The organism is Citrobacter sp. MGH106, assembly GCF_001037495.1.
Taxonomy (GTDB): domain Bacteria; phylum Pseudomonadota; class Gammaproteobacteria; order Enterobacterales; family Enterobacteriaceae; genus Citrobacter; species Citrobacter murliniae.
In genome coordinates this window covers 200,063-219,569 of record NZ_KQ089822.1, presented here as the reverse complement: position 1 = coordinate 219,569, position 19,507 = coordinate 200,063, and the positions used below count along the sequence as shown (strand labels likewise).

Here is a 19,507-nt window from a genome sequence, read left to right as displayed (position 1 = left end):
ACTGACATATTATTAAGGGATTAACTTTTTCAAAAGGAAAGTGGCGTGAAGATTTATCTGGTCGGTGGTGCTGTTCGGGATGCGTTATTAGGGCTACCGATTAAAGATAAAGACTGGGTTGTTGTCGGTACCACGCCACAAGAGATGCTTGACGCGGGCTACCAGCAGGTAGGCCGCGATTTTCCTGTTTTTCTCCATCCGAAAACTCGTGAAGAGTATGCGCTGGCGCGTACCGAAAGAAAATCAGGCTCAGGCTATACCGGGTTTACCTGTTATGCCGCTTCAGACGTGACGCTGGAAGCTGATCTCCAACGACGAGACCTGACGATAAACGCCCTGGCTCGCGACGATGACGGGGAAATTATCGACCCGTATAACGGACGTAGCGATCTCGAAAACCGCCTGTTGCGCCATGTTTCTCCAGCCTTTAGCGAAGATCCGCTGCGTGTGCTGCGTGTGGCGCGCTTTGCTGCCCGCTATGCGCATCTTAGTTTTCGTATCGCCGACGAAACGATGGCGCTGATGCGGGAGATGACCCACGCAGGGGAACTGGAGCACCTTACGCCAGAACGTGTGTGGAAAGAAACTGAGAGTGCCTTAACCACCCGCAATCCGCAGGTCTTTTTCCAGGTGCTTCGCGATTGCGGTGCCTTACGCGTACTGTTTCCTGAAATAGACGCTCTGTTTGGCGTACCGGCACCGGCAAAATGGCATCCAGAAATCGATACCGGAATACACACCCTAATGACACTGTCGATGGCCGCCATGCTGAGCCAGGAAGTTGACGTGCGTTTCGCCACACTTTGTCATGATCTTGGTAAATCACTCACACCGCCCTCACTCTGGCCTCGCCATCACGGCCATGGCCCGGCAGGTGTTAAGCTGGTAGAGCAATTGTGCCAGCGTTTGCGCGTACCAAATGACATTCGTGATTTAGCCAAACTGGTGGCCGAGTTTCACGATCTCATTCATACCTTCCCGATACTGCAGCCGAAAACCATCGTTAAGCTATTCGATTCCATCGATGCCTGGCGTAAACCACATCGTGTGGAACAAATAGCTCTGACCAGTGAGGCCGATGTGCGTGGTCGAACCGGTTTCGAAGCGGTAGATTACCCGCAAGGCCGCTGGCTGCGCGAAGCCTGGCTGACAGCGCAGGCAGTTCCTACAAAAGATGTCGTCGAAGCAGGATTTAAAGGACCGGCAATTCGCGAGGAGTTGACCCGACGTCGCATTGCGGCAGTAGCGGCCTGGAAAGAGCAACGTTGCCCGAAAACGTAATAACTGACGCAGCGTTCAGCGCTTACCCAGCAGGCGTGGCCGGATAAGACGCGTAAGCGTCACCATCCGGCACCATGGCAAACTCAGAAGAACACAACGTAAACAGCGGCAGCCACAATAAAGCGGTAAATCGCAAACGGAATGAACGAAATACGTTTAATCAATTGCAGGAAGGTTTTGATCGCCACCAGCGCCACGACAAAAGCCGTCACGAAACCCACAGCAAACATAGGAATATCAGCTGTCGTCAGGAACGACCAGCTTTTGTAGAGATCCAGCGCCGTTGCGCCCATCATCATCGGTACTGCCAGCAGGAACGAAAATTCAGATGCGGCATAACGACTCACCCCCATCAGCATCCCACCAGAGATGGTCGCACCAGAACGCGAAAAGCCAGGCCACAGAGCCAGACACTGGAAACAACCGATCATAAATGCCTGACGATAAGTCATATCATCCAACCCCGGTGCTCGCGGTTCCTTGGGTTTCAGGTATTCTGCAGCAATCAACAACAAACCGCCGACCACCAGTGCGTACATAACGTTAATTGGGTTAAACAGCGACTTAATCATGTCGTGGAACACTAATCCCAACACGACTGCCGGAATCATCCCCAGCAAAATATGCCCCAACGTCAGACGTCCTTTGCCAGTGCCTTCATGCGGGGTTTTGCCGAAATGGATGCCAATCAGGCCAAACAAACGCCGCCAGAACATCACCACAACTGCCAGAATAGATCCCAGTTGGATCACCACCTCAAATGTTTTTGCGGTATCACCTTCAAACCCCAGCAGATGGCCAACAATAATCATATGGCCTGTACTGGAGACAGGTAAAAACTCCGTCAGCCCCTCAACCACACCCAAAATGGCCGCCACCAGCAGCGAGTGCATATCGCTCATCAATAAACCCCTAAATAAAAAAAACGGACAATAAAAAAAGAGCCTGCTTTAAGACCCTTTTATACACGTTTGGTTTATATATTATTAAGTTAATTATTTTCTTTCAGAGTATTGCCACGCTCAATGATCACCCCAACGTTTGCCGCGCGTGCCACCGCCCCAGGTTTACTGAGTTTGATACGCACCCATGGAGAATTAAAACGACTCAATAGCAACTCCGCCACTTCTTCTGCCACACGTTCGACCAGCGCAAATCGCCCGCCTTCCACGTGGCTGACAACGGTTTGAGCTATATCAGCATAGCTTAGACAATCAGCAACATCGTCGCTTTTGGCCGATTTGCGGTTATCCCACGCCATTTCGATATCGAACACCAGTTTTTGTTCGATGGTTTGTTCCCAGTCGTAAACACCGATAGTGGTGATTACCGAAAGTTGCTCTATAAATACAATATCCATCACGACCTGCCTGCTTTTTGGCTAACCCGGATACCACTTCCGGCGAAATATGCGTATTATCCACAGAAGTAGCGTTTTACACGACATTTTCAAAACGGAACAGCTTATGAGTGCAATCGCGCCTGGAATGATCATCTTCGCGTACCTCTGCGGCTCAATTTCCAGTGCCATTCTGGTCTGCCGCCTCGCGGGTTTACCCGACCCACGCGACAGCGGCTCCGGTAACCCCGGCGCAACAAACGTGTTGCGTATAGGTGGCAAGGGAGCAGCCGTAGCCGTGCTGATTTTCGACGTCCTGAAGGGTATGTTACCCGTGTGGGGCGCATATGCGCTAGGCGTCAGTCCCTTCTGGTTGGGATTGATCGCTATCGCCGCCTGTCTGGGCCACATTTGGCCGGTATTCTTTGGCTTTAAAGGCGGTAAAGGCGTAGCCACTGCGTTTGGTGCGATAGCGCCAATAGGCTGGGACCTTACTGGCGTAATGGCGGGAACGTGGCTGCTAACCGTATTATTGAGCGGCTATTCTTCGTTAGGGGCTATCGTCAGCGCCCTGATTGCCCCGTTTTATGTCTGGTGGTTCAAACCCCAGTTCACTTTCCCGGTCTCTATGTTGTCGTGCTTAATTCTGCTGCGCCATCATGACAATATCCAGCGTCTGTGGCGTCGTCAGGAACCGAAAATCTGGACCAAGCTGAAGAAAAAACGCGAAAAAGATCCCGAATAATTGCTGCCGGATGGCGAGGCTAACGCGTCTTATCCGGCCTACGGAACCTGATATCCTTCGCCAGGTTTACCCAATCGGTGCTGACACCATGTCGCCAGAAACTCCACACACACTCTTAGCTTGGTGCTACGGTATAACGGCTCCCGATATACCGCCCAAATATTGGCGCTTTGCGCATAATCCGGTAGCACACGTACCAGCTCGCCGCTTTTCAGGAATGGCAGAACATCCCACTCGGAGCGCAACATAATTCCCTTTCCTTGCAGCGCCCACTGCAACACAATCTCGCCGCTGTTAGAAGACAGATGCCCTGCTACCTTAACCGATTTTTTCTCCTGCCCATTATTAAGTTCCCATATCCCATGCGTCATATCGCGTTCTTTCGTCACCAGGCAATCATGGTGGCTTAATTCCTGTAGCGTCATCGGCTGACCGTATTTCTGTAAATACATTGGTGCTGCACACAATATCCTTTTATTTTTCGTTAACAAATGCGCAATATAATAGTCTGGGATTTCATCATTAATACGAATATCCAGATCGATATTATCCTGAGCTAAATCAATTTGCCGATCGTAAAGCTCAAAATGTACCTGTAATTCGGGATAACTGTGCATTAATTCGGTAATAGCCGGGGCGATATAACTACGCCCAAACCCAAAACTACAGCCGATACGGATCATCCCTTCCGGGCGTGTTTTGATTCGTGTGACGTCATCCACCAGGTGCTGATAACGGGCGAGGATCTCCAGCGCATGTTCATAACATCGCTGCCCACTTTCCGTTAGTGTCACACCCCGAGCAGAGCGGCTCAGCAGTGTAGTCCCCAACGTTTGCTCAAGGATCTGAATGCGTTTCGTCACAAACGCAGGTGTTTGCCCCAGCGTCGCGGCGGCAGCGCTAAAGCTTCCAGTATGAACAATGTCCACCAGTACCTGCAGGTCTTTGGCTAAGGGATAAGTGTTCAGCATGTTCTGAATATCCGTGGATAGTGTTAGTCGCAGTGTAATTCCCCGCAACAAATTAAACCCTGCCCTTGCGCAATTTTCAGCGCCTTATTTTGACATCATTCACGAACTGTTAATTAGATATTCACAGCAGCAAAAAATATAAAACCACATTTTTAGTGGTAGTTTGTGGCGGAGAATTTATTTCCAGATAAATAAAAGAACTGGAGTTGACATGATGAGCAATCAAAATAACCAAAATGCGATAAAGACGTTGACTAACATTGTCGCTGATTTTACCGCCATGATTTCTACCCGGATGCCCGATGACGTTGTGGATAAATTAAAACAGCTACGGGAAGGCGAAACCTCGCCCATGGGCAAAATTATCTATCACACCATGTTCGATAACATGCAAAAAGCTATCGACCTGAATCGCCCGGCGTGTCAGGACACCGGTGAGATCATGTTCTTTGTGAAGGTCGGTTCACGTTTTCCTCTCCTGGGTGAACTGCAAAGCATTCTTAAGCAGGCCGTTGAAGATGCCACGGTAAAAGCACCGCTGCGCCATAACGCAGTAGAGATTTTTGACGAAGTAAATACCGGGAAAAATACCGGTACCGGCGTGCCGTGGGTGACCTGGGACATCATCCCTGACGGTGATGATGCTGAAATCGAAGTCTATATGGCAGGTGGAGGCTGTACGTTACCAGGACGTTCCAAAGTGTTAATGCCCTCCGAAGGTTATGAAGGCGTGGTGAAATTTGTCTTCGAAAACATTTCAACACTGGCGGTAAACGCCTGCCCGCCAGTGCTGGTAGGCGTTGGTATCGCCACTTCCGTGGAAACCGCTGCCGTGCTCTCACGTAAGGCCGTTCTGCGTCCTATTGGAACACGCCACCCAAATCCAAAAGCCGCTGAGCTGGAACTGCGTCTGGAAGAGGGACTTAACCGTCTGGGGATTGGTCCACAGGGGCTAACCGGCAATAGTTCCGTCATGGGTGTACATATTGAATCCGCTGCACGTCATCCATCGACGATTGGTGTCGCCGTTTCTACCGGCTGCTGGGCGCATCGTCGCGGCACGCTGCTGGTTCATGCCGATCTCTCCTTCGAAAATCTGTCTCACACCCGGAGCGCGTTATGAAAAAGATCCTGACAACCCCGATCAAAGCCGAAGACCTGGAAGATATTCGCGTTGGCGATGTGATTTACCTTACCGGTACGCTGGTCACCTGCCGTGACGTATGTCATCGCCGCCTGATCGAGCTTAAACGTCCTATTCCTTTCGACCTCAACGGTAAAGCGATCTTCCACGCCGGGCCTATCGTGCGTAAGAACGGGGAAAAATGGGAGATGGTCTCCGTCGGTCCAACCACCAGCATGCGTATGGAGGCCTTTGAGAAAGAGTTCATTGAGCAAACTGGCGTGAAACTGGTCGTCGGTAAAGGTGGCATGGGGCCGTTGACTGAAGAAGGATGTAAGCAGTTTAAAGCGCTGCATGTGATCTTCCCCGCAGGGTGTGCGGTAGTTGCCGCAACGCAGGTTGAAGAGATCGAAGAAGTGCACTGGACAGAGCTTGGGATGCCGGAATCGCTATGGGTTTGTCGGGTAAAAGAGTTCGGTCCGCTGATTGTCTCCATCGATACCCACGGTAACAACCTGATCGCTGAAAACAAAAAGCTGTTCGCTGAACGTCGCGACCCTATCGTGGACGAGATCTGCGAGCACGTGCACTACATCAAATAACCCTCCCGGAGAGGCGTGATGCCTCTCCTCTTTTCGCAGGGATACAACAATGGCACCTTTAGCTGGTTGGTGGCGATACCTGGCTCCGCTGGTGGTCATCGCCATTATTGCTGTTCTGCCCGTTCCCACTGGTCTTGAGAGTCATACCTGGCTCTATTTTGCCGTCTTTACCGGTGTGATTGTGGGACTCATTCTGGAACCTGTACCAGGCGCTGTGGTGGCAATGATCGGGATCTCGATCATCGCTGTACTTTCGCCATGGCTGTTATTTAGCCCTGAACAACTTGCCCAGGACGGTTTTAAATTTACCGCCAAATCATTGTCGTGGGCAGTTTCTGGTTTTTCAAACTCGGTTATCTGGCTGATTTTCGCAGCATTTATGTTCGGTACCGGTTATGAGAAAACCGGTCTGGGTCGGCGTATTGCGCTATGGCTGGTGAAAAGGATGGGACACCGTACACTGTTTCTCGGCTATGCGGTGATGTTTTCTGAGCTGATCCTCGCCCCCGTCACCCCTTCCAACTCTGCGCGTGGTGCAGGAATTATCTATCCGATTATTCGTAACCTGCCGCCGCTGTATAATTCACAGCCGAATGATTCCAGTTCTCGCTCTATTGGCTCCTATATTATGTGGATGGGAATCGTCGCTGACTGCGTCACCAGCGCCATTTTCTTAACGGCAATGGCGCCAAACCTGCTGCTGATTGGCCTGATGAAAGGCGCTTCTCATACCGCACTAAGCTGGGGCGACTGGTTCTTAGGTATGCTGCCGCTGAGCATTTTACTGGTGTTGTTAGTGCCATGGCTGGCGTATGTGCTGTACCCACCGGTGCTAAAATCAGGCAATCAGGTTCCTCTCTGGGCAGAGTCGGAACTTAACGCGATGGGCCCCCTCTGCTCGCGAGAAAAGAAAATGCTGGTACTGATGGTCGGGGCACTGGTGCTGTGGATCTTTGGCGGCGATTATATCGATGCCGCAATGGTCGGTTACAGCGTCGTCGCACTTATGCTGGTGCTACGTATCATATCCTGGGATGACATTGTCAGTAATAAAGCAGCATGGAACGTCTTTTTCTGGCTGGCCTCACTGATTACCCTGGCGACCGGGCTAAATAACACCGGCTTTATTACCTGGTTTGGTAAATTACTGGCGAACGGACTAAGCGGTTACTCGCCCATCATGGTAATGGTGGCACTGATCGTGGTGTTTTACCTGCTGCGCTACTTCTTTGCCAGTGCCACAGCTTATACCTCCGCACTGGCTCCAATGATGATTGCTGCCGCACTGGCAATGCCGGCAATCCCGCTGCCAGTATTCTGCCTGATGGTAGGGGCTGCAATTGGTCTGGGCAGTATTCTTACACCATACGCAACAGGTCCAAGCCCGATCTATTACGGCAGCGGCTATTTACCAACGGTTGATTACTGGCGGCTGGGCGCAATTTTCGGCCTGATCTTCCTGGTGCTGTTGGTGATAACCGGTCTGGTCTGGATGCCTCTCGTTTTGCTGTAAACCTCGTTGGGGCGACATGATGCCGCCCCTTTTTTCCATAAGCTTCTTGTATGACCGTTTACCTGTGCGCTGAGGCATACTTTTTGGTATGCACACATCCTCACGTTGATAAGGGAAACGCTCTGGACACCGCGGCGCACGAGACACTCACACGGGGCTGGCAGGCTGAACTGGACCTGCGGTTCACCCGTTCCGCGCACAAAACAGTGCTCGCTTCAGCTCGCCATGTTGGTCCACTAACGGTACAACGCCCGTTCTACCCGGAAGAAGACGTGTGCCACCTCTATTTACTTCATCCGCCCGGCGGGATTGTCGGAGGCGATGAGTTACATATCTCCGTCGCTCTGGATAACAAAAGCCACGCGTTAATCACCATGCCCGGTGCAGGGAAGTTTTATCGCAGTTCGGGTCCACTGGCTGTACTGCGCCAGGATTTTACACTCGCTCCGCAAAGCACGCTGGAATGGCTCCCGCAGGATACGATCCTCTTTCCCGGCGCACACGCGAACCTTCAGTCCGCGTTTCATCTTGCCAGTAACAGCCGTCTGCTGGCCTGGGATCTCTACTGTCTGGGGCGACCGGTGATGCAGGAAGCCTTCAACCACGGCTCGCTACACAGCCGTCTGGAGGTGTGGCGAGAGGGTTTGCCGTTGCTGATAGAACGGCTACATATTCAAAACGGTGAACTGAATGCCCTTGCCTGTCAGCCCTGGGTTGGCACGCTGCTGTGCTATCCGGCCACAGAAAACATGTTGGATGGCATTCGCGAACGGCTTGCGCCTCTCGGTGATTATACCGGGGCAACGGTGGTCGACTCATTGTTGACGGTACGCGTTCTCGCCAATGACAACCTGGTCGTTCAGCGCGTAATGCGCAACCTCTGGCAGTTTCTGCGCCCGCTGCTGACTCAAAAACCCCCTGTACTACCCCGAATCTGGCAAACATAAGAGAACCACTATGGAACTGACTCCCAGAGAAAAAGACAAGTTGTTGCTCTTTACTGCTGCGCTGGTGGCGGAGCGCCGCCTGGCCCGCGGACTGAAGCTCAATTACCCGGAATCGGTAGCGTTGATTAGCGCCTTCATCATGGAAGGTGCGCGTGACGGCAAAACCGTTGCATCACTGATGGAAGACGGTCGCCACGTTCTGACCCGCGATCAGGTGATGGAGGGGGTGCCGGAAATGATCCCGGACATTCAGGTTGAAGCCACCTTCCCGGACGGTTCGAAGCTGGTCACCGTTCACAACCCGATCATATAAGGAGCGGTCATGATCCCTGGTGAATATAAAATTCTGGCGGGAAATATCGTCATCAACGCAGGAAGAGAAACCCGCACGATCGTGGTGGAGAACCATGGCGATCGCCCCGTTCAGGTCGGATCGCATTATCACTTTTATGAGGTCAATCCGGCGCTGCGTTTTGATCGTCCAAAAGCATTAGGTTTTCGTCTGAATATTCCTGCAGGTACAGCAGTACGTTTCGAGCCTGGTCAAAAGCGGGAAGTCGAACTGGTTCGCGTGGCGGGTGCACAGCGGATCTTTGGTTTTCGCGGCGACGTGATGGGCGCGCTGGAGGCAGACAATGAGTGATCTATCCCGGCAGGCCTACGCCGACATGTTTGGCCCCACCACTGGTGACAAAGTCCGTCTGGCAGATACCGAACTGTGGATCGAAGTAGAAAACGATCTCACCACTTACGGTGAGGAGGTCAAATTCGGCGGTGGAAAGGTGATCCGCGATGGTATGGGCCAGGGGCAAATGAACGCTCAGGCGTGCGTGGACCTGGTGATCACTAACGCGTTGATCATCGATCACTGGGGGATCGTCAAAGCAGATATCGGCATAAAAGAGGGCAGGATCGTCGCTATAGGCAAAGCGGGCAACCCGGATATACAGCCCGATGTCACGATCCCGATCGGTGTAGGGACGGAAGCGATAGCCGGTGAAGGAAAGATCGTCACCGCAGGCGGCGTGGATACCCATATTCACTGGATCTGCCCACAACAGGCAGAAGAGGCGCTGGTCTCCGGCGTGACAACAATGATCGGTGGCGGCACAGGTCCTGCTGCCGGGACCCATGCGACAACCTGCACGCCAGGTCCGTGGTATATCGCCCGAATGTTACAGGCGGCAGACACGCTACCGGTCAATATTGGTCTTCTGGGCAAAGGCAACGGCTCGAGTCCTGATGCTCTACGCGAACAGGTAATGGCAGGTGCGATCGGTCTGAAGATCCATGAGGACTGGGGTGCAACACCTGCAGCGATCGACTGTGCGTTAAGCGTGGCCGAAGAGATGGACATTCAGGTCGCGCTACACAGCGATACGTTGAATGAGTCCGGCTTCGTCGAAGATACACTGGCAGCGATCGGCGATCGCACTATTCATACCTTCCACACTGAAGGTGCTGGCGGCGGGCATGCACCGGATATCATCACTGCTTGCGCATATGCCAATATTTTACCCTCTTCCACCAACCCGACGCTGCCTTATACCGTCAATACGATCGATGAACATCTGGACATGTTGATGGTCTGCCATCATCTCGATCCGGATATTGCCGAAGACGTGGCGTTTGCCGAGTCACGCATTCGCCGGGAAACGATCGCTGCCGAAGACGTCCTGCATGACATTGGCGCATTTTCTCTGACGTCATCAGATTCCCAGGCGATGGGACGTGTCGGGGAAGTGATCCTGCGAACCTGGCAGGTAGCCCACCGGATGAAGATCCAGCGCGGCGCGCTGGCGGAAGAGACCGGCGACAACGATAACCAGCGTGTTAAACGTTATATCGCCAAATACACCATCAACCCGGCGCTGACACACGGCATCGCCCATGAGGTTGGCTCGATAGAGGTCGGAAAACTGGCGGATCTGGTGCTCTGGTCACCCGCTTTTTTTGGCGTGAAGCCCGCCACGATCATTAAGGGGGGCATGATTGCCTGCGCGCCGATGGGCGATATCAACGCCTCGATTCCCACTCCACAGCCGGTGCATTACCGCATGATGTTCGGGGCACTCGGCGCAGCACGCCATCACAGCCGCCTGACGTTTATTTCGCAAGCTGCTGCTACACATAACATCCCACAGCAGCTCAATTTGCAAAGCGCTATCGCGGTGGCAAAAGGCTGCCGGACGGTAAAAAAAGCCGACATGATCCACAACTGTCTGCAACCCAATATTACCGTCGATGCCCAGACCTATGAGGTACGCATCGACGGTGAATTAATTACCAGCGAACCGGCAGACGTGCTGCCGATGGCGCAACGTTACTTTTTATTTTAAGGAGTCGAGATGCTGTTTCTGACGCAACGTATTGAAACCACTGCCGCTGTAACCGCCACGCTGACGCTGCCCATCGATGTTCGCGTCAAAAGCCGCGCGAAAGTGCGGCTGAACGACGGGCGTGAGGCGGGTTTACTGCTGCCACGTGGTCTGTTGTTACGCGGGGGGGATCGTCTGAGCACGGCAGAAGGTACGGAAGTGGTAGAAATTATCGCAGCAAACGAAGCAGTCTCCGTCGTGCACTGCGCCGATCCGTTCCTGCTCGCTAAAGCCTGTTATCACCTGGGAAACCGTCACGTACCGCTGCAAATTCTGCCCGATGAACTGCGCTATCACCACGATCATGTGCTGGATGACATGCTGCGCCAGTTCGATCTACAGGTCACGTTTGCCCACCTGCCCTTTGAGCCGGAAGCGGGCGCGTATGCCAGCGAGTCCCACGGGCACCATCACAGTCATGCACACTGATGCGTGAAACCCAACAGCTGCGCCTGATGCAGCTCGCCAGCAGTAGCTTACCGGTGGGATCGTTTACCTGGTCCCAGGGTCTGGAGTGGGCGGTGGAAATCGGCTGGGTAACAGATACCGAAACCTTCGCGCAGTGGCAAATTCAACAAATGGAACAGAACTTTTTTTCCGTCGATTTACCACTGCTGGCCCGCCTTTACCATGCCTGTGAGCTGGATGATATCAGTACCGCCCGCCGCTGGACGGCATATCTGCTGGCCTGTCGGGAAACCCGAGAACTGCGTGAGGAAGAACGCAGCAGAGGTGCAGCCTTCGCACGCCTGGTAGTCGACTGGGAACCGGATTGCGTCCAGGAATGGCGCGCGATCTTCGCTGACAGCCAGCTTTGCGGTTTGGCCTGGCTGGGCGTGCGCTGGAAAATCCCTCTGATCAGTCTCGCTCTGAGTTTCGGCTACAGCTGGATCGAGAGCGCCGTCATGGCCGGGGTCAAACTGGTTCCCTTTGGGCAACAGGCGGCGCAGCGATTGATTCTTTTGCTTTGCGATCGATATGCGCAGGGCCTGGATCAGGCACTGACATGTCCTGATGACGGACTGGGATCCGCAACACCGCTGGCCGCTATCGCCTCTGCCCGACATGAAACCCAATATTGCCGATTATTCCGCTCCTGAGGAGAAAAAATGAGTGAATACAAACATCCCCTGCGCGTTGGCGTGGGTGGTCCGGTCGGTTCCGGTAAAACGGCGTTGCTGGAGGCATTATGCAAAGCCATGCGCAACACATACCAACTGGCTGTGGTGACCAACGATATTTACACCAAAGAAGATCAGCGCATTCTCACCGAAGCGGGGGCGCTGGAGCCGGAAAGAATTGTGGGAGTGGAAACCGGCGGCTGTCCACATACGGCGATCCGCGAAGATGCTTCGATGAATCTGGCTGCGGTGGAAGCGCTGAGCAAAAAGTTTGGCAATCTGGAGCTGATCTTTGTGGAAAGCGGCGGCGACAACCTGAGCGCAACCTTCAGCCCGGAATTAGCGGATCTGACGATCTACGTGATCGACGTCGCCGAAGGCGAAAAGATCCCACGTAAAGGCGGGCCAGGGATCACTAAATCTGATTTTCTGGTGATCAACAAAACCGATCTCGCCCCTTACGTCGGAGCCTCACTGGCAGTTATGGAGCGCGACACTATGCGCATGCGCGGCGAGCGTCCGTGGACGTTTACTAATTTAAAAACGGGCGCGGGTCTGGAAAAAATAATCACATTTCTGGAAGAAAAAGGGATGCTGCGGGAGTAGTTTTCTTGCCCGGTAACGCTGTGCTTACCGGGCCTACGGAATCTGTAGGCCGGATACTGCTATCCGGCACTATATCAACTTATGCTGCCGGTAATTCCGCCAGCGGCCAGCGTGGGCGCACCGTTACGCCAAGGTCTGCCGTAGCACCGGCTTTAAAACGCACCATGCCGGCATAGGCGATCATCGCCCCATTATCAGTACAAAATTCCGGGCGCGCATAGAACACTTCACCACGGCGTTTTTGCATCATCTCCGCCAGTTTCGCACGCAGAGTACGGTTCGCACTCACTCCACCCGCCATCACCAGACGTTTAAAACCGGTTTGATCCAACGCGCGTTTGCACTTGATCATCAGCGTATCGACTACTGCATCTTCAAAGGCACGAGCGATATCAGCGCGAGTCTGATCGTCATTTTCGTTATTACGGATGGTGTTCGCGGCAAAGGTCTTCAGACCGGAGAAGCTGAAATCCAGTCCCGGACGATCGGTCATCGGGCGCGGGAAGACAAAGCGCTTTTCCACGCCTTGCGATGCCAGCTTAGAGAGCATCGGGCCGCCAGGATAATCCAGCCCCAACAGCTTGGCCGTTTTATCGAACGCTTCGCCTGCGGCATCATCAATCGATTCGCCCAGCAGTTCATACTGGCCAATACCAGTAACGCTAATCAGTTGTGTGTGTCCACCGGAAACCAGCAGTGCTACAAAAGGGAATTCCGGCGGATTATCTTCCAGCATCGGTGCCAGCAGATGGCCTTCCATATGGTGAACAGGAATTGCAGGCACGTTCCATGCGAACGCCAGCGAGCGCCCAACCGTTGCCCCAACCAGCAGCGCGCCAACCAGACCTGGGCCTGCAGTATAAGCCACCGCATCAATATCTTTTGCCGTCAGGTTCGCTTCTTTTAACGCAGCCTGAATCAGCGGCACAGTTTTACGCACGTGATCGCGCGAGGCCAGTTCAGGCACAACACCACCGTAGTCAGCGTGCAATTTCACCTGACTATACAATTGGTTGGCTAAAAGACCTTTTTCATCGTCGTAAATGGCGATGCCGGTTTCATCACAGGATGTTTCAATTCCCAGTACACGCATGTCTTGTTTTACCTCGCTCTAATACCGCGCAGTGTAGGTCGAATGCGGGTTGATGTAAAACTTTGTTCGCCCCAGGAAGAAGCGTCGTGTATACTCCTCACCCTTATAAAAGTCCCTTTCAATATCGTGTCGGTGCTTTACAAAGCAGCAGCAATTGCAGTAAAATTCCGCACCATTTTGAAATAAGCTGGCGTTGATGCCAGCGGCAAACCGAATTTATTAAAGGTGAGAGTTACATGCCGGTAATTAAAGTACGTGAAAACGAGCCGTTCGACGTAGCACTGCGTCGCTTCAAGCGTTCCTGCGAGAAAGCAGGTGTTCTGGCGGAAGTTCGTCGTCGTGAGTTCTATGAAAAACCGACTACCGAACGTAAGCGCGCTAAAGCTTCTGCTGTGAAACGTCACGCGAAGAAACTGGCTCGCGAAAACGCACGCCGCACTCGTCTGTACTAAGTCTTCTGAGAGCTAAGTCTCTCAATTCAGACCGAGTTGTAGTTGTAAGGCCGTGCTTCCGAAAGGAATGCGCGGCTTATTTTCGTTTATAGTCATCAGAAATAACGGGGCTTATGGCTGGACGAATTCCACGTGTTTTTATTAATGATCTGCTAGCAAGAACCGACATTGTCGATCTGATCGATGCGCGGGTGAAGCTGAAAAAGCAGGGCAAAAATTATCATGCGTGCTGTCCGTTCCATAACGAAAAAACCCCCTCTTTCACCGTAAACGGTGAAAAACAGTTTTATCACTGCTTTGGATGTGGCGCGCATGGCAACGCCGTCGATTTTCTCATGAACTACGACAAGCTCGAGTTTGTGGAAACCGTCGAAGAACTTGCCGCAATGCACAACCTCGAAGTGCCTTATGAAGCAGGCAGTGGCCCCAGTCAGATAGAGCGCCATCAACGGCAAAGTCTTTATCAATTGATGGATGGCCTGAACACGTTTTATCAACAGTCTCTGATGCAACCCGCCGCTACACCTGCGCGCCAGTATCTGGAAAAGCGAGGACTCAGTAGCGACGTGATCACCCGTTTTGCTATTGGTTTTGCGCCCCCCGGCTGGGACAACGTCCTGAAACGGTTTGGCGGTAATCCTGAAAATCGCAAATCGCTGATCGACGCGGGTATGTTGGTCACCAACGATCAGGGACGCAGTTACGATCGTTTCCGTGAACGGGTTATGTTCCCCATCCGCGACAAACGTGGTCGGGTGATTGGTTTTGGTGGACGCGTGCTGGGCGATGCTCTGCCGAAGTACCTGAACTCCCCGGAAACCGATATTTTCCATAAAGGTCGTCAGTTGTATGGCCTTTATGAAGCCCAACAGGATAACGCCGATCCACAGCGCCTGTTAGTGGTTGAAGGCTATATGGATGTGGTCGCGCTGGCACAATTCGGCATTAACTACGCCGTGGCATCCCTTGGGACGTCAACCACCGCCGATCACATTCAACTGCTGTTCCGTGCGACGAACAACGTCATTTGCTGTTACGACGGAGACCGTGCCGGACGCGATGCTGCCTGGCGCGCGCTGGAAACCGCACTGCCTTACATGACAGACGGACGTCAGCTGCGCTTTATGTTTTTACCTGATGGCGAAGATCCCGATACGCTGGTGCGTAAAGAAGGGAAAGAGGCATTTGAAACCCGGATGGAGCAGGCCTTACCGCTCTCCGCGTTTTTATTTAACAGCCTGCTGCCCCAGGTGGATTTGAGTACTCCGGATGGACGTGCACAGCTAAGCACTTTAGCACTGCCGCTGATCACTCAGGTTCCAGGCGAAACGCTGCGTATTTATCTGCGGCAGGAGTTAGGGAACAAGCTCGGCATTCTGGATGACAGCCAGCTTGAACGTTTAATGCCAAAACTGGCAGAAAATGGGGCTTCCCGCCCTGTTCCACAGCTAAAACGCACTACCATGCGTATACTGATAGGGTTACTGGTGCAAAACCCGGACTTAGCACCGCTGGTTCCGCCGTTAGGCGCCCTGGACCAAAATAAGCTACCCGGACTTGGCTTATTTAGAGAACTGGTCAACACTTGTCTGTCTCAGCCAGGTCTGACCACCGGACAACTTTTAGAGCACTATCGCGGCACAAATGATGCTGCAACCCTTGAAAAACTGTCGATGTGGGACGATATAGCAGATAAAGATATCGCAGAAAAAACCTTCACCGACTCACTCAACCATATGTTTGATTCGATGCTTGAACTGCGCCAGGAAGAGTTGATAGCTCGTGAGCGCACACACGGTTTAAGCAGCGAAGAACGCCGGGAACTCTGGACACTGAACCAGGAGCTGGCTAAAAAATAAGCGAAAGACAAAATCATTCGCGTTGTATCAAGGCAGTAAGTGAACGAACTCCAGGGAGTGTACATCAGTACATGACCAGGATGAGTGAACGCAGCTAACGCAGAGACAACGTGAAGGATGAAGTATTTAACGGCTTAACTGCCGAATATCGTTCGGGAAGACCCCGACAGCCGCACGGAGAGGCAGCGGCAAATATAAGTATGCCCTCGTTTTGCCGTTGGCGGTTTTACCGCCCAACACCAATCAAACGAATTAAGTGTGGATACCGTCTTATGGAGCAAAACCCGCAGTCACAGCTGAAGCTTCTTGTCCAACGTGGTAAGGAGCAAGGCTATCTGACCTATGCCGAGGTCAATGACCATCTGCCGGAAGATATCGTCGATTCAGATCAAATCGAAGACATCATCCAAATGATCAATGACATGGGTATTCAGGTGATGGAAGAAGCACCGGATGCCGATGATCTGCTGCTTGCCGAAACCTCCAACAGCACCGATGAAGACGCGGAAGAAGCGGCTGCCCAGGTTCTGTCCAGCGTTGAGTCCGAAATCGGCCGTACAACTGACCCGGTACGCATGTATATGCGTGAAATGGGTACCGTTGAGCTGTTAACCCGTGAAGGCGAAATCGACATCGCTAAACGTATTGAAGACGGGATTAACCAGGTTCAATGCTCCGTTGCCGAATACCCGGAAGCCATCACCTACCTGCTTGAACAATACGATCGCGTTGAAGCTGAAGAAGCGCGTCTTTCCGATCTGATCACCGGCTTTGTTGATCCGAACGCGGAAGAAGACCTGGCACCAACAGCGACGCACGTTGGCTCTGAACTCTCTCAGGAAGAGATGGATGACGACGAAGACGAAGATGAAGAAGAAGACGACGACAGCAGCGATGACGACAACAGCATCGATCCTGAATTAGCGCGTGAGAAATTCGGTGAGCTGCGTACTCAGTACGAAATCACCCGTGACACTATCAAAGCGAAAGGCCGCAGCCATGCAGCCGCGCAGGAAGAAATTCAGAAGCTGTCTGAAGTGTTCAAACAATTCCGCCTGGTGCCGAAGCAGTTCGACTACCTGGTAAACAGCATGCGCGTCATGATGGACCGTGTGCGTACTCAGGAACGTCTGATCATGAAGCTCTGCGTTGAGCAGTGCAAAATGCCGAAGAAAAACTTCATTACTCTGTTCACCGGCAACGAAACCAGCGAAACCTGGTTCAACGCAGCAATCGCAATGAACAAGCCGTGGTCTGAAAAACTGCACGACGTTGCAGATGATGTTCACCGCGGCCTGCAGAAACTGCAGCAGATCGAAGAAGAAACCGGACTGACCATTGAGCAGGTCAAAGATATCAACCGTCGTATGTCAATCGGTGAAGCGAAAGCCCGCCGTGCGAAAAAAGAGATGGTTGAAGCAAACTTGCGTCTGGTTATCTCTATCGCCAAAAAATACACCAACCGTGGTCTGCAGTTCCTGGATCTGATTCAGGAAGGCAACATCGGTCTGATGAAAGCGGTAGATAAGTTTGAATACCGTCGTGGTTACAAGTTCTCCACCTATGCAACCTGGTGGATCCGTCAGGCGATCACCCGTTCTATCGCGGATCAGGCACGTACCATCCGTATCCCGGTACATATGATTGAGACTATCAACAAGCTCAACCGTATCTCCCGCCAGATGCTGCAAGAGATGGGTCGCGAGCCGACGCCGGAAGAACTGGCTGAACGTATGCTGATGCCGGAAGATAAGATCCGCAAAGTGCTGAAGATTGCCAAAGAGCCTATCTCCATGGAAACGCCAATTGGCGACGACGAAGATTCGCATCTGGGTGATTTCATCGAGGATACCACCCTCGAGCTGCCGCTGGACTCTGCCACTACTGAGAGCCTGCGTGCCGCTACGCACGACGTTCTGGCTGGCCTGACCGCTCGTGAAGCGAAAGTTCTGCGTATGCGTTTCGGTATCGATATGAACACCGACCACACGCTGGAAGAAGTGGGTAAACAGTTCGACGTTACCCGCGAACGTATCCGTCAGATCGAAGCGAAGGCGCTGCGTAAACTGCGCCACCCGAGCCGTTCTGAAGTGCTGCGTAGCTTCCTCGACGATTAATCTGGCCGTATAAGCACAAACGCCACCGCAAGGTGGCGTTTTTCTTTACAGCCCGCGAACAACCAGGGCGTCATCTAATTCCCGATACGCTTGCACCAGCTTTTCCAGCGAAATCCGGCTCAACCCGCTGGGGTTTGGCAACACCCAGATCTGCGTACCACCAATCGTGAACGTCTGTTTTCCCCACTGCGCTCCACGCTGGCTGAAACCTTGTTCAAACGCCTGTTTACCCAGAATAGCTAACGCCGAAGGCTGATAGTCTTCAATTTTCTCAATGAGTTTACGGCCACCGCTACGCATTTCCTGTAGCTTCACTTCATTGGCCTGTACCGTCGGTCTGTCGACAAATTTGGTAACACCACAGCGGAAATCCAGCAAATGTTCCGCCTCTTCCGGCTTTAGCTGGCGATCGGTAAATCCCGCCTGATGGATGACTTTCCAGAAGCGGTTTGCAGGATGTGCAAATGGAAACCCTGTCCCCGCCGAAGATAGCCCCGGATTGATGCCGCAAAAAATCACTCGCAGCCCCGGCGCCAGTATGTCCTTAACCATAATCACTCCCAGCAATACATCAATGGACAAGTATAACGGACTGAAAATACATTGTTTATAAAAACAGCATCCGTACGCTTATGGCTGGATTGCAGCACAGAGTTACTTTATAATCCACCGCCACGGCCCCTTAGCTCAGTGGTTAGAGCAGGCGACTCATAATCGCTTGGTCGCTGGTTCAAGTCCAGCAGGGGCCACCAAATTTCAAGGACTTGCGAGCAATCGCAGGTCCTTTTTGTTTTGTGTGCTCTCTGATTATTTAGGCAGGTCCCCAGAGGAGGCTAATCAATAACGAAACTGAAATTTGTATACCTGAACAGGTAATGACGATCGGAAAAAACTGGGGGATGTCGATGGAGTCCTGAGCAGTACAGTGATAATCCGTACTCACCAGCATGTTGATAACGCTTTTGGACGCCACCACTCTGAAAGTGGAAACGTCCGGTTAGCGTCTAATTCAAACGATCAGCTCACACTAACGCCTGGAGCTGTTCCTGCATGTAGGCTGTAAAAAACTCAGGATTCTTAATGAGGATACGATTACCGGAGGCAATTTTTTCTGCCCATCCGGCCACTTTTTTCGTGAACTCTGGATTCCATCCCTCTTGTTCACCGCGAGCCATAATATCGGCTGCGCTAGCTGGCACACCTAACTCATTCAAATATTTTAAAATTCCCTTGGCCGTACTTTCATCCATTGAATGTGGTACTGACGCCGATGTGTTCATACCACCAATAAAATCCAATGCTTTCTCAATTGCTGTTGGCATGCTCTTATCCTTAAAATTAACCGCGTAATAAACACATT

At 52.4% G+C, this 19,507-nt stretch carries 21 protein-coding genes and 1 tRNA gene; 16 read left to right on the top strand and 6 right to left on the bottom strand.

The window, feature by feature from the left end:
- Window positions 1-45: 45 nt before the first annotated feature.
- Entirely contained in the window at window positions 46-1,281 is a 1,236-nt protein-coding gene (locus SK36_RS01045; protein WP_045447671.1) for a multifunctional CCA addition/repair protein, read from the top strand.
- An 83-nt stretch (window positions 1,282-1,364) separates the two neighbouring features.
- On the opposite strand, the gene bacA is transcribed toward SK36_RS01045, so the two are convergent.
- Together bacA and folB are read right to left on the bottom strand one after the other, a co-directional pair.
- Window positions 1,365-2,183, bottom strand: coding sequence for an undecaprenyl-diphosphate phosphatase (gene bacA / locus SK36_RS01040; RefSeq protein ID WP_048220530.1), 819 nt, complete (start codon window positions 2,181-2,183; stop codon window positions 1,365-1,367).
- Window positions 2,184-2,272: 89 nt separating this feature from the next.
- Entirely contained in the window at window positions 2,273-2,641 is a 369-nt protein-coding gene (folB, locus tag SK36_RS01035) for a bifunctional dihydroneopterin aldolase/7,8-dihydroneopterin epimerase (protein WP_045447677.1), read from the bottom strand.
- A 106-nt stretch (window positions 2,642-2,747) separates the two neighbouring features.
- On the opposite strand from folB, the gene plsY reads away from it, so the two are divergent.
- A complete protein-coding gene (plsY, locus tag SK36_RS01030; protein WP_045449781.1) occupies window positions 2,748-3,365 on the top strand; it encodes a glycerol-3-phosphate 1-O-acyltransferase PlsY in 618 nt (205 codons plus the stop codon).
- A 38-nt stretch (window positions 3,366-3,403) separates the two neighbouring features.
- On the opposite strand, the gene ttdR is transcribed toward plsY, so the two are convergent.
- Window positions 3,404-4,336: an L-tartrate utilization transcriptional activator TtdR gene (gene ttdR / locus SK36_RS01025; RefSeq protein WP_048220529.1), complete on the bottom strand. Its 933-nt coding sequence runs from the start codon at window positions 4,334-4,336 to the stop codon at window positions 3,404-3,406.
- 211 nt (window positions 4,337-4,547) lie between these two features.
- Between ttdR and ttdA the strand changes: the two genes are divergently transcribed.
- Genes ttdA through ureG form a run of 10 tightly spaced genes read left to right on the top strand, consistent with a single transcriptional unit; the run spans window position 4,548 to window position 12,626 of the window.
- Entirely contained in the window at window positions 4,548-5,459 is a 912-nt protein-coding gene (gene ttdA / locus SK36_RS01020; RefSeq protein WP_370637214.1) for a L(+)-tartrate dehydratase subunit alpha, read from the top strand.
- The gene (gene ttdB, locus SK36_RS01015; protein WP_045447683.1) at window positions 5,456-6,061 is read left to right on the top strand and encodes a L(+)-tartrate dehydratase subunit beta; all 606 of its coding nucleotides are present in this window, start codon (window positions 5,456-5,458) and stop codon (window positions 6,059-6,061) included. Before ttdA ends, ttdB begins: the two co-directional genes overlap by 4 nt.
- A 49-nt stretch (window positions 6,062-6,110) precedes the next feature.
- Window positions 6,111-7,574 carry an anion permease gene (locus tag SK36_RS01010; RefSeq protein ID WP_045447686.1) on the top strand — a complete coding sequence of 488 codons (1,464 nt, stop codon included), beginning with the start codon at window positions 6,111-6,113 and terminating at the stop codon, window positions 7,572-7,574.
- A 50-nt stretch (window positions 7,575-7,624) separates the two neighbouring features.
- Entirely contained in the window at window positions 7,625-8,521 is an 897-nt protein-coding gene (locus SK36_RS01005; RefSeq protein ID WP_197086119.1) for an urease accessory protein UreD, read from the top strand.
- A gap of 10 nt (window positions 8,522-8,531) precedes the next feature.
- Window positions 8,532-8,834, top strand: coding sequence for an urease subunit gamma (locus SK36_RS01000; RefSeq protein ID WP_045447688.1), 303 nt, complete (start codon window positions 8,532-8,534; stop codon window positions 8,832-8,834).
- Window positions 8,835-8,843: 9 nt separating this feature from the next.
- On the top strand, window positions 8,844-9,164 hold the full coding sequence (locus tag SK36_RS00995; RefSeq protein WP_048220528.1) for an urease subunit beta: 321 nt from the start codon (window positions 8,844-8,846) through the stop codon (window positions 9,162-9,164).
- Complete coding sequence (gene ureC / locus SK36_RS00990) at window positions 9,157-10,860, top strand: urease subunit alpha (RefSeq protein WP_048220527.1); 1,704 nt, start codon at window positions 9,157-9,159, stop codon at window positions 10,858-10,860. The genes SK36_RS00995 and ureC overlap by 8 nt, the downstream gene beginning before the upstream one ends.
- Window positions 10,861-10,869: 9 nt before the next feature.
- Window positions 10,870-11,328 (top strand): urease accessory protein UreE, encoded by a 459-nt coding sequence (ureE, locus tag SK36_RS00985; protein ID WP_048220526.1) that lies wholly within the window; start codon window positions 10,870-10,872, stop codon window positions 11,326-11,328.
- The gene (locus SK36_RS00980; protein ID WP_048220525.1) at window positions 11,328-11,999 is read left to right on the top strand and encodes an urease accessory protein UreF; all 672 of its coding nucleotides are present in this window, start codon (window positions 11,328-11,330) and stop codon (window positions 11,997-11,999) included. Before ureE ends, SK36_RS00980 begins: the two co-directional genes overlap by 1 nt.
- A 9-nt stretch (window positions 12,000-12,008) precedes the next feature.
- Window positions 12,009-12,626 carry an urease accessory protein UreG gene (gene ureG / locus SK36_RS00975; RefSeq protein WP_045447714.1) on the top strand — a complete coding sequence of 206 codons (618 nt, stop codon included), beginning with the start codon at window positions 12,009-12,011 and terminating at the stop codon, window positions 12,624-12,626.
- A 79-nt stretch (window positions 12,627-12,705) separates the two neighbouring features.
- Here ureG and tsaD read toward each other — a convergent pair whose 3' ends face one another.
- On the bottom strand, window positions 12,706-13,719 hold the full coding sequence (gene tsaD, locus SK36_RS00970; protein ID WP_045447717.1) for a tRNA (adenosine(37)-N6)-threonylcarbamoyltransferase complex transferase subunit TsaD: 1,014 nt from the start codon (window positions 13,717-13,719) through the stop codon (window positions 12,706-12,708).
- Window positions 13,720-13,955: 236 nt separating this feature from the next.
- Between tsaD and rpsU the strand changes: the two genes are divergently transcribed.
- From rpsU to rpoD, 3 genes are all read left to right on the top strand, one after another.
- A complete protein-coding gene (rpsU, locus tag SK36_RS00965; protein ID WP_001144069.1) occupies window positions 13,956-14,171 on the top strand; it encodes a 30S ribosomal protein S21 in 216 nt (71 codons plus the stop codon).
- A gap of 113 nt (window positions 14,172-14,284) precedes the next feature.
- Window positions 14,285-16,030, top strand: a complete 1,746-nt coding sequence (gene dnaG / locus SK36_RS00960) for a DNA primase (RefSeq protein ID WP_045447725.1) — start codon at window positions 14,285-14,287, stop codon at window positions 16,028-16,030.
- Window positions 16,031-16,302: 272 nt separating this feature from the next.
- Complete coding sequence (gene rpoD / locus SK36_RS00955) at window positions 16,303-18,147, top strand: RNA polymerase sigma factor RpoD (protein ID WP_045447727.1); 1,845 nt, start codon at window positions 16,303-16,305, stop codon at window positions 18,145-18,147.
- 45 nt (window positions 18,148-18,192) lie between these two features.
- Here rpoD and mug read toward each other — a convergent pair whose 3' ends face one another.
- Complete coding sequence (gene mug / locus SK36_RS00950; RefSeq protein WP_045447729.1) at window positions 18,193-18,699, bottom strand: G/U mismatch-specific DNA glycosylase; 507 nt, start codon at window positions 18,697-18,699, stop codon at window positions 18,193-18,195.
- A 124-nt stretch (window positions 18,700-18,823) separates the two neighbouring features.
- On the opposite strand from mug, the gene SK36_RS00945 reads away from it, so the two are divergent.
- Window positions 18,824-18,899, top strand: a tRNA-Ile gene (locus SK36_RS00945).
- Between the two features lie 270 nt (window positions 18,900-19,169).
- On the opposite strand, the gene SK36_RS00940 is transcribed toward SK36_RS00945, so the two are convergent.
- Window positions 19,170-19,469, bottom strand: a complete 300-nt coding sequence (locus SK36_RS00940) for a DUF1889 family protein (protein ID WP_045449790.1) — start codon at window positions 19,467-19,469, stop codon at window positions 19,170-19,172.
- Window positions 19,470-19,507 lie beyond the last annotated feature (38 nt).

What these genes read in the sequence shown, in the direction of transcription:
- SK36_RS01000 (WP_045447688.1), top strand. Translation starts at nt 8,532, where the DNA reads ATGGAACTGACTCCCAGAGAAAAAGACAAGTTGTTGCTCTTTACTGCT.
- mug (WP_045447729.1), bottom strand. Translation starts at nt 18,699, where the DNA reads ATGGTTAAGGACATACTGGCGCCGGGGCTGCGAGTGATTTTTTGCGGC.
- tsaD (WP_045447717.1), bottom strand. Translation starts at nt 13,719, where the DNA reads ATGCGTGTACTGGGAATTGAAACATCCTGTGATGAAACCGGCATCGCC.
- ureE (WP_048220526.1), top strand. Translation starts at nt 10,870, where the DNA reads ATGCTGTTTCTGACGCAACGTATTGAAACCACTGCCGCTGTAACCGCC.
- SK36_RS00995 (WP_048220528.1), top strand. Translation starts at nt 8,844, where the DNA reads ATGATCCCTGGTGAATATAAAATTCTGGCGGGAAATATCGTCATCAAC.
- rpoD (WP_045447727.1), top strand. Translation starts at nt 16,303, where the DNA reads ATGGAGCAAAACCCGCAGTCACAGCTGAAGCTTCTTGTCCAACGTGGT.
- folB (WP_045447677.1), bottom strand. Translation starts at nt 2,641, where the DNA reads ATGGATATTGTATTTATAGAGCAACTTTCGGTAATCACCACTATCGGT.
- SK36_RS00980 (WP_048220525.1), top strand. Translation starts at nt 11,328, where the DNA reads ATGCGTGAAACCCAACAGCTGCGCCTGATGCAGCTCGCCAGCAGTAGC.
- SK36_RS01010 (WP_045447686.1), top strand. Translation starts at nt 6,111, where the DNA reads ATGGCACCTTTAGCTGGTTGGTGGCGATACCTGGCTCCGCTGGTGGTC.
- ttdB (WP_045447683.1), top strand. Translation starts at nt 5,456, where the DNA reads ATGAAAAAGATCCTGACAACCCCGATCAAAGCCGAAGACCTGGAAGAT.
- rpsU (WP_001144069.1), top strand. Translation starts at nt 13,956, where the DNA reads ATGCCGGTAATTAAAGTACGTGAAAACGAGCCGTTCGACGTAGCACTG.
- bacA (WP_048220530.1), bottom strand. Translation starts at nt 2,183, where the DNA reads ATGAGCGATATGCACTCGCTGCTGGTGGCGGCCATTTTGGGTGTGGTT.
- ureG (WP_045447714.1), top strand. Translation starts at nt 12,009, where the DNA reads ATGAGTGAATACAAACATCCCCTGCGCGTTGGCGTGGGTGGTCCGGTC.
- ureC (WP_048220527.1), top strand. Translation starts at nt 9,157, where the DNA reads ATGAGTGATCTATCCCGGCAGGCCTACGCCGACATGTTTGGCCCCACC.
- SK36_RS01005 (WP_197086119.1), top strand. Translation starts at nt 7,625, where the DNA reads ATGACCGTTTACCTGTGCGCTGAGGCATACTTTTTGGTATGCACACAT.
- ttdA (WP_370637214.1), top strand. Translation starts at nt 4,548, where the DNA reads ATGATGAGCAATCAAAATAACCAAAATGCGATAAAGACGTTGACTAAC.
- dnaG (WP_045447725.1), top strand. Translation starts at nt 14,285, where the DNA reads ATGGCTGGACGAATTCCACGTGTTTTTATTAATGATCTGCTAGCAAGA.
- plsY (WP_045449781.1), top strand. Translation starts at nt 2,748, where the DNA reads ATGAGTGCAATCGCGCCTGGAATGATCATCTTCGCGTACCTCTGCGGC.
- ttdR (WP_048220529.1), bottom strand. Translation starts at nt 4,336, where the DNA reads ATGCTGAACACTTATCCCTTAGCCAAAGACCTGCAGGTACTGGTGGAC.
- SK36_RS00940 (WP_045449790.1), bottom strand. Translation starts at nt 19,469, where the DNA reads ATGCCAACAGCAATTGAGAAAGCATTGGATTTTATTGGTGGTATGAAC.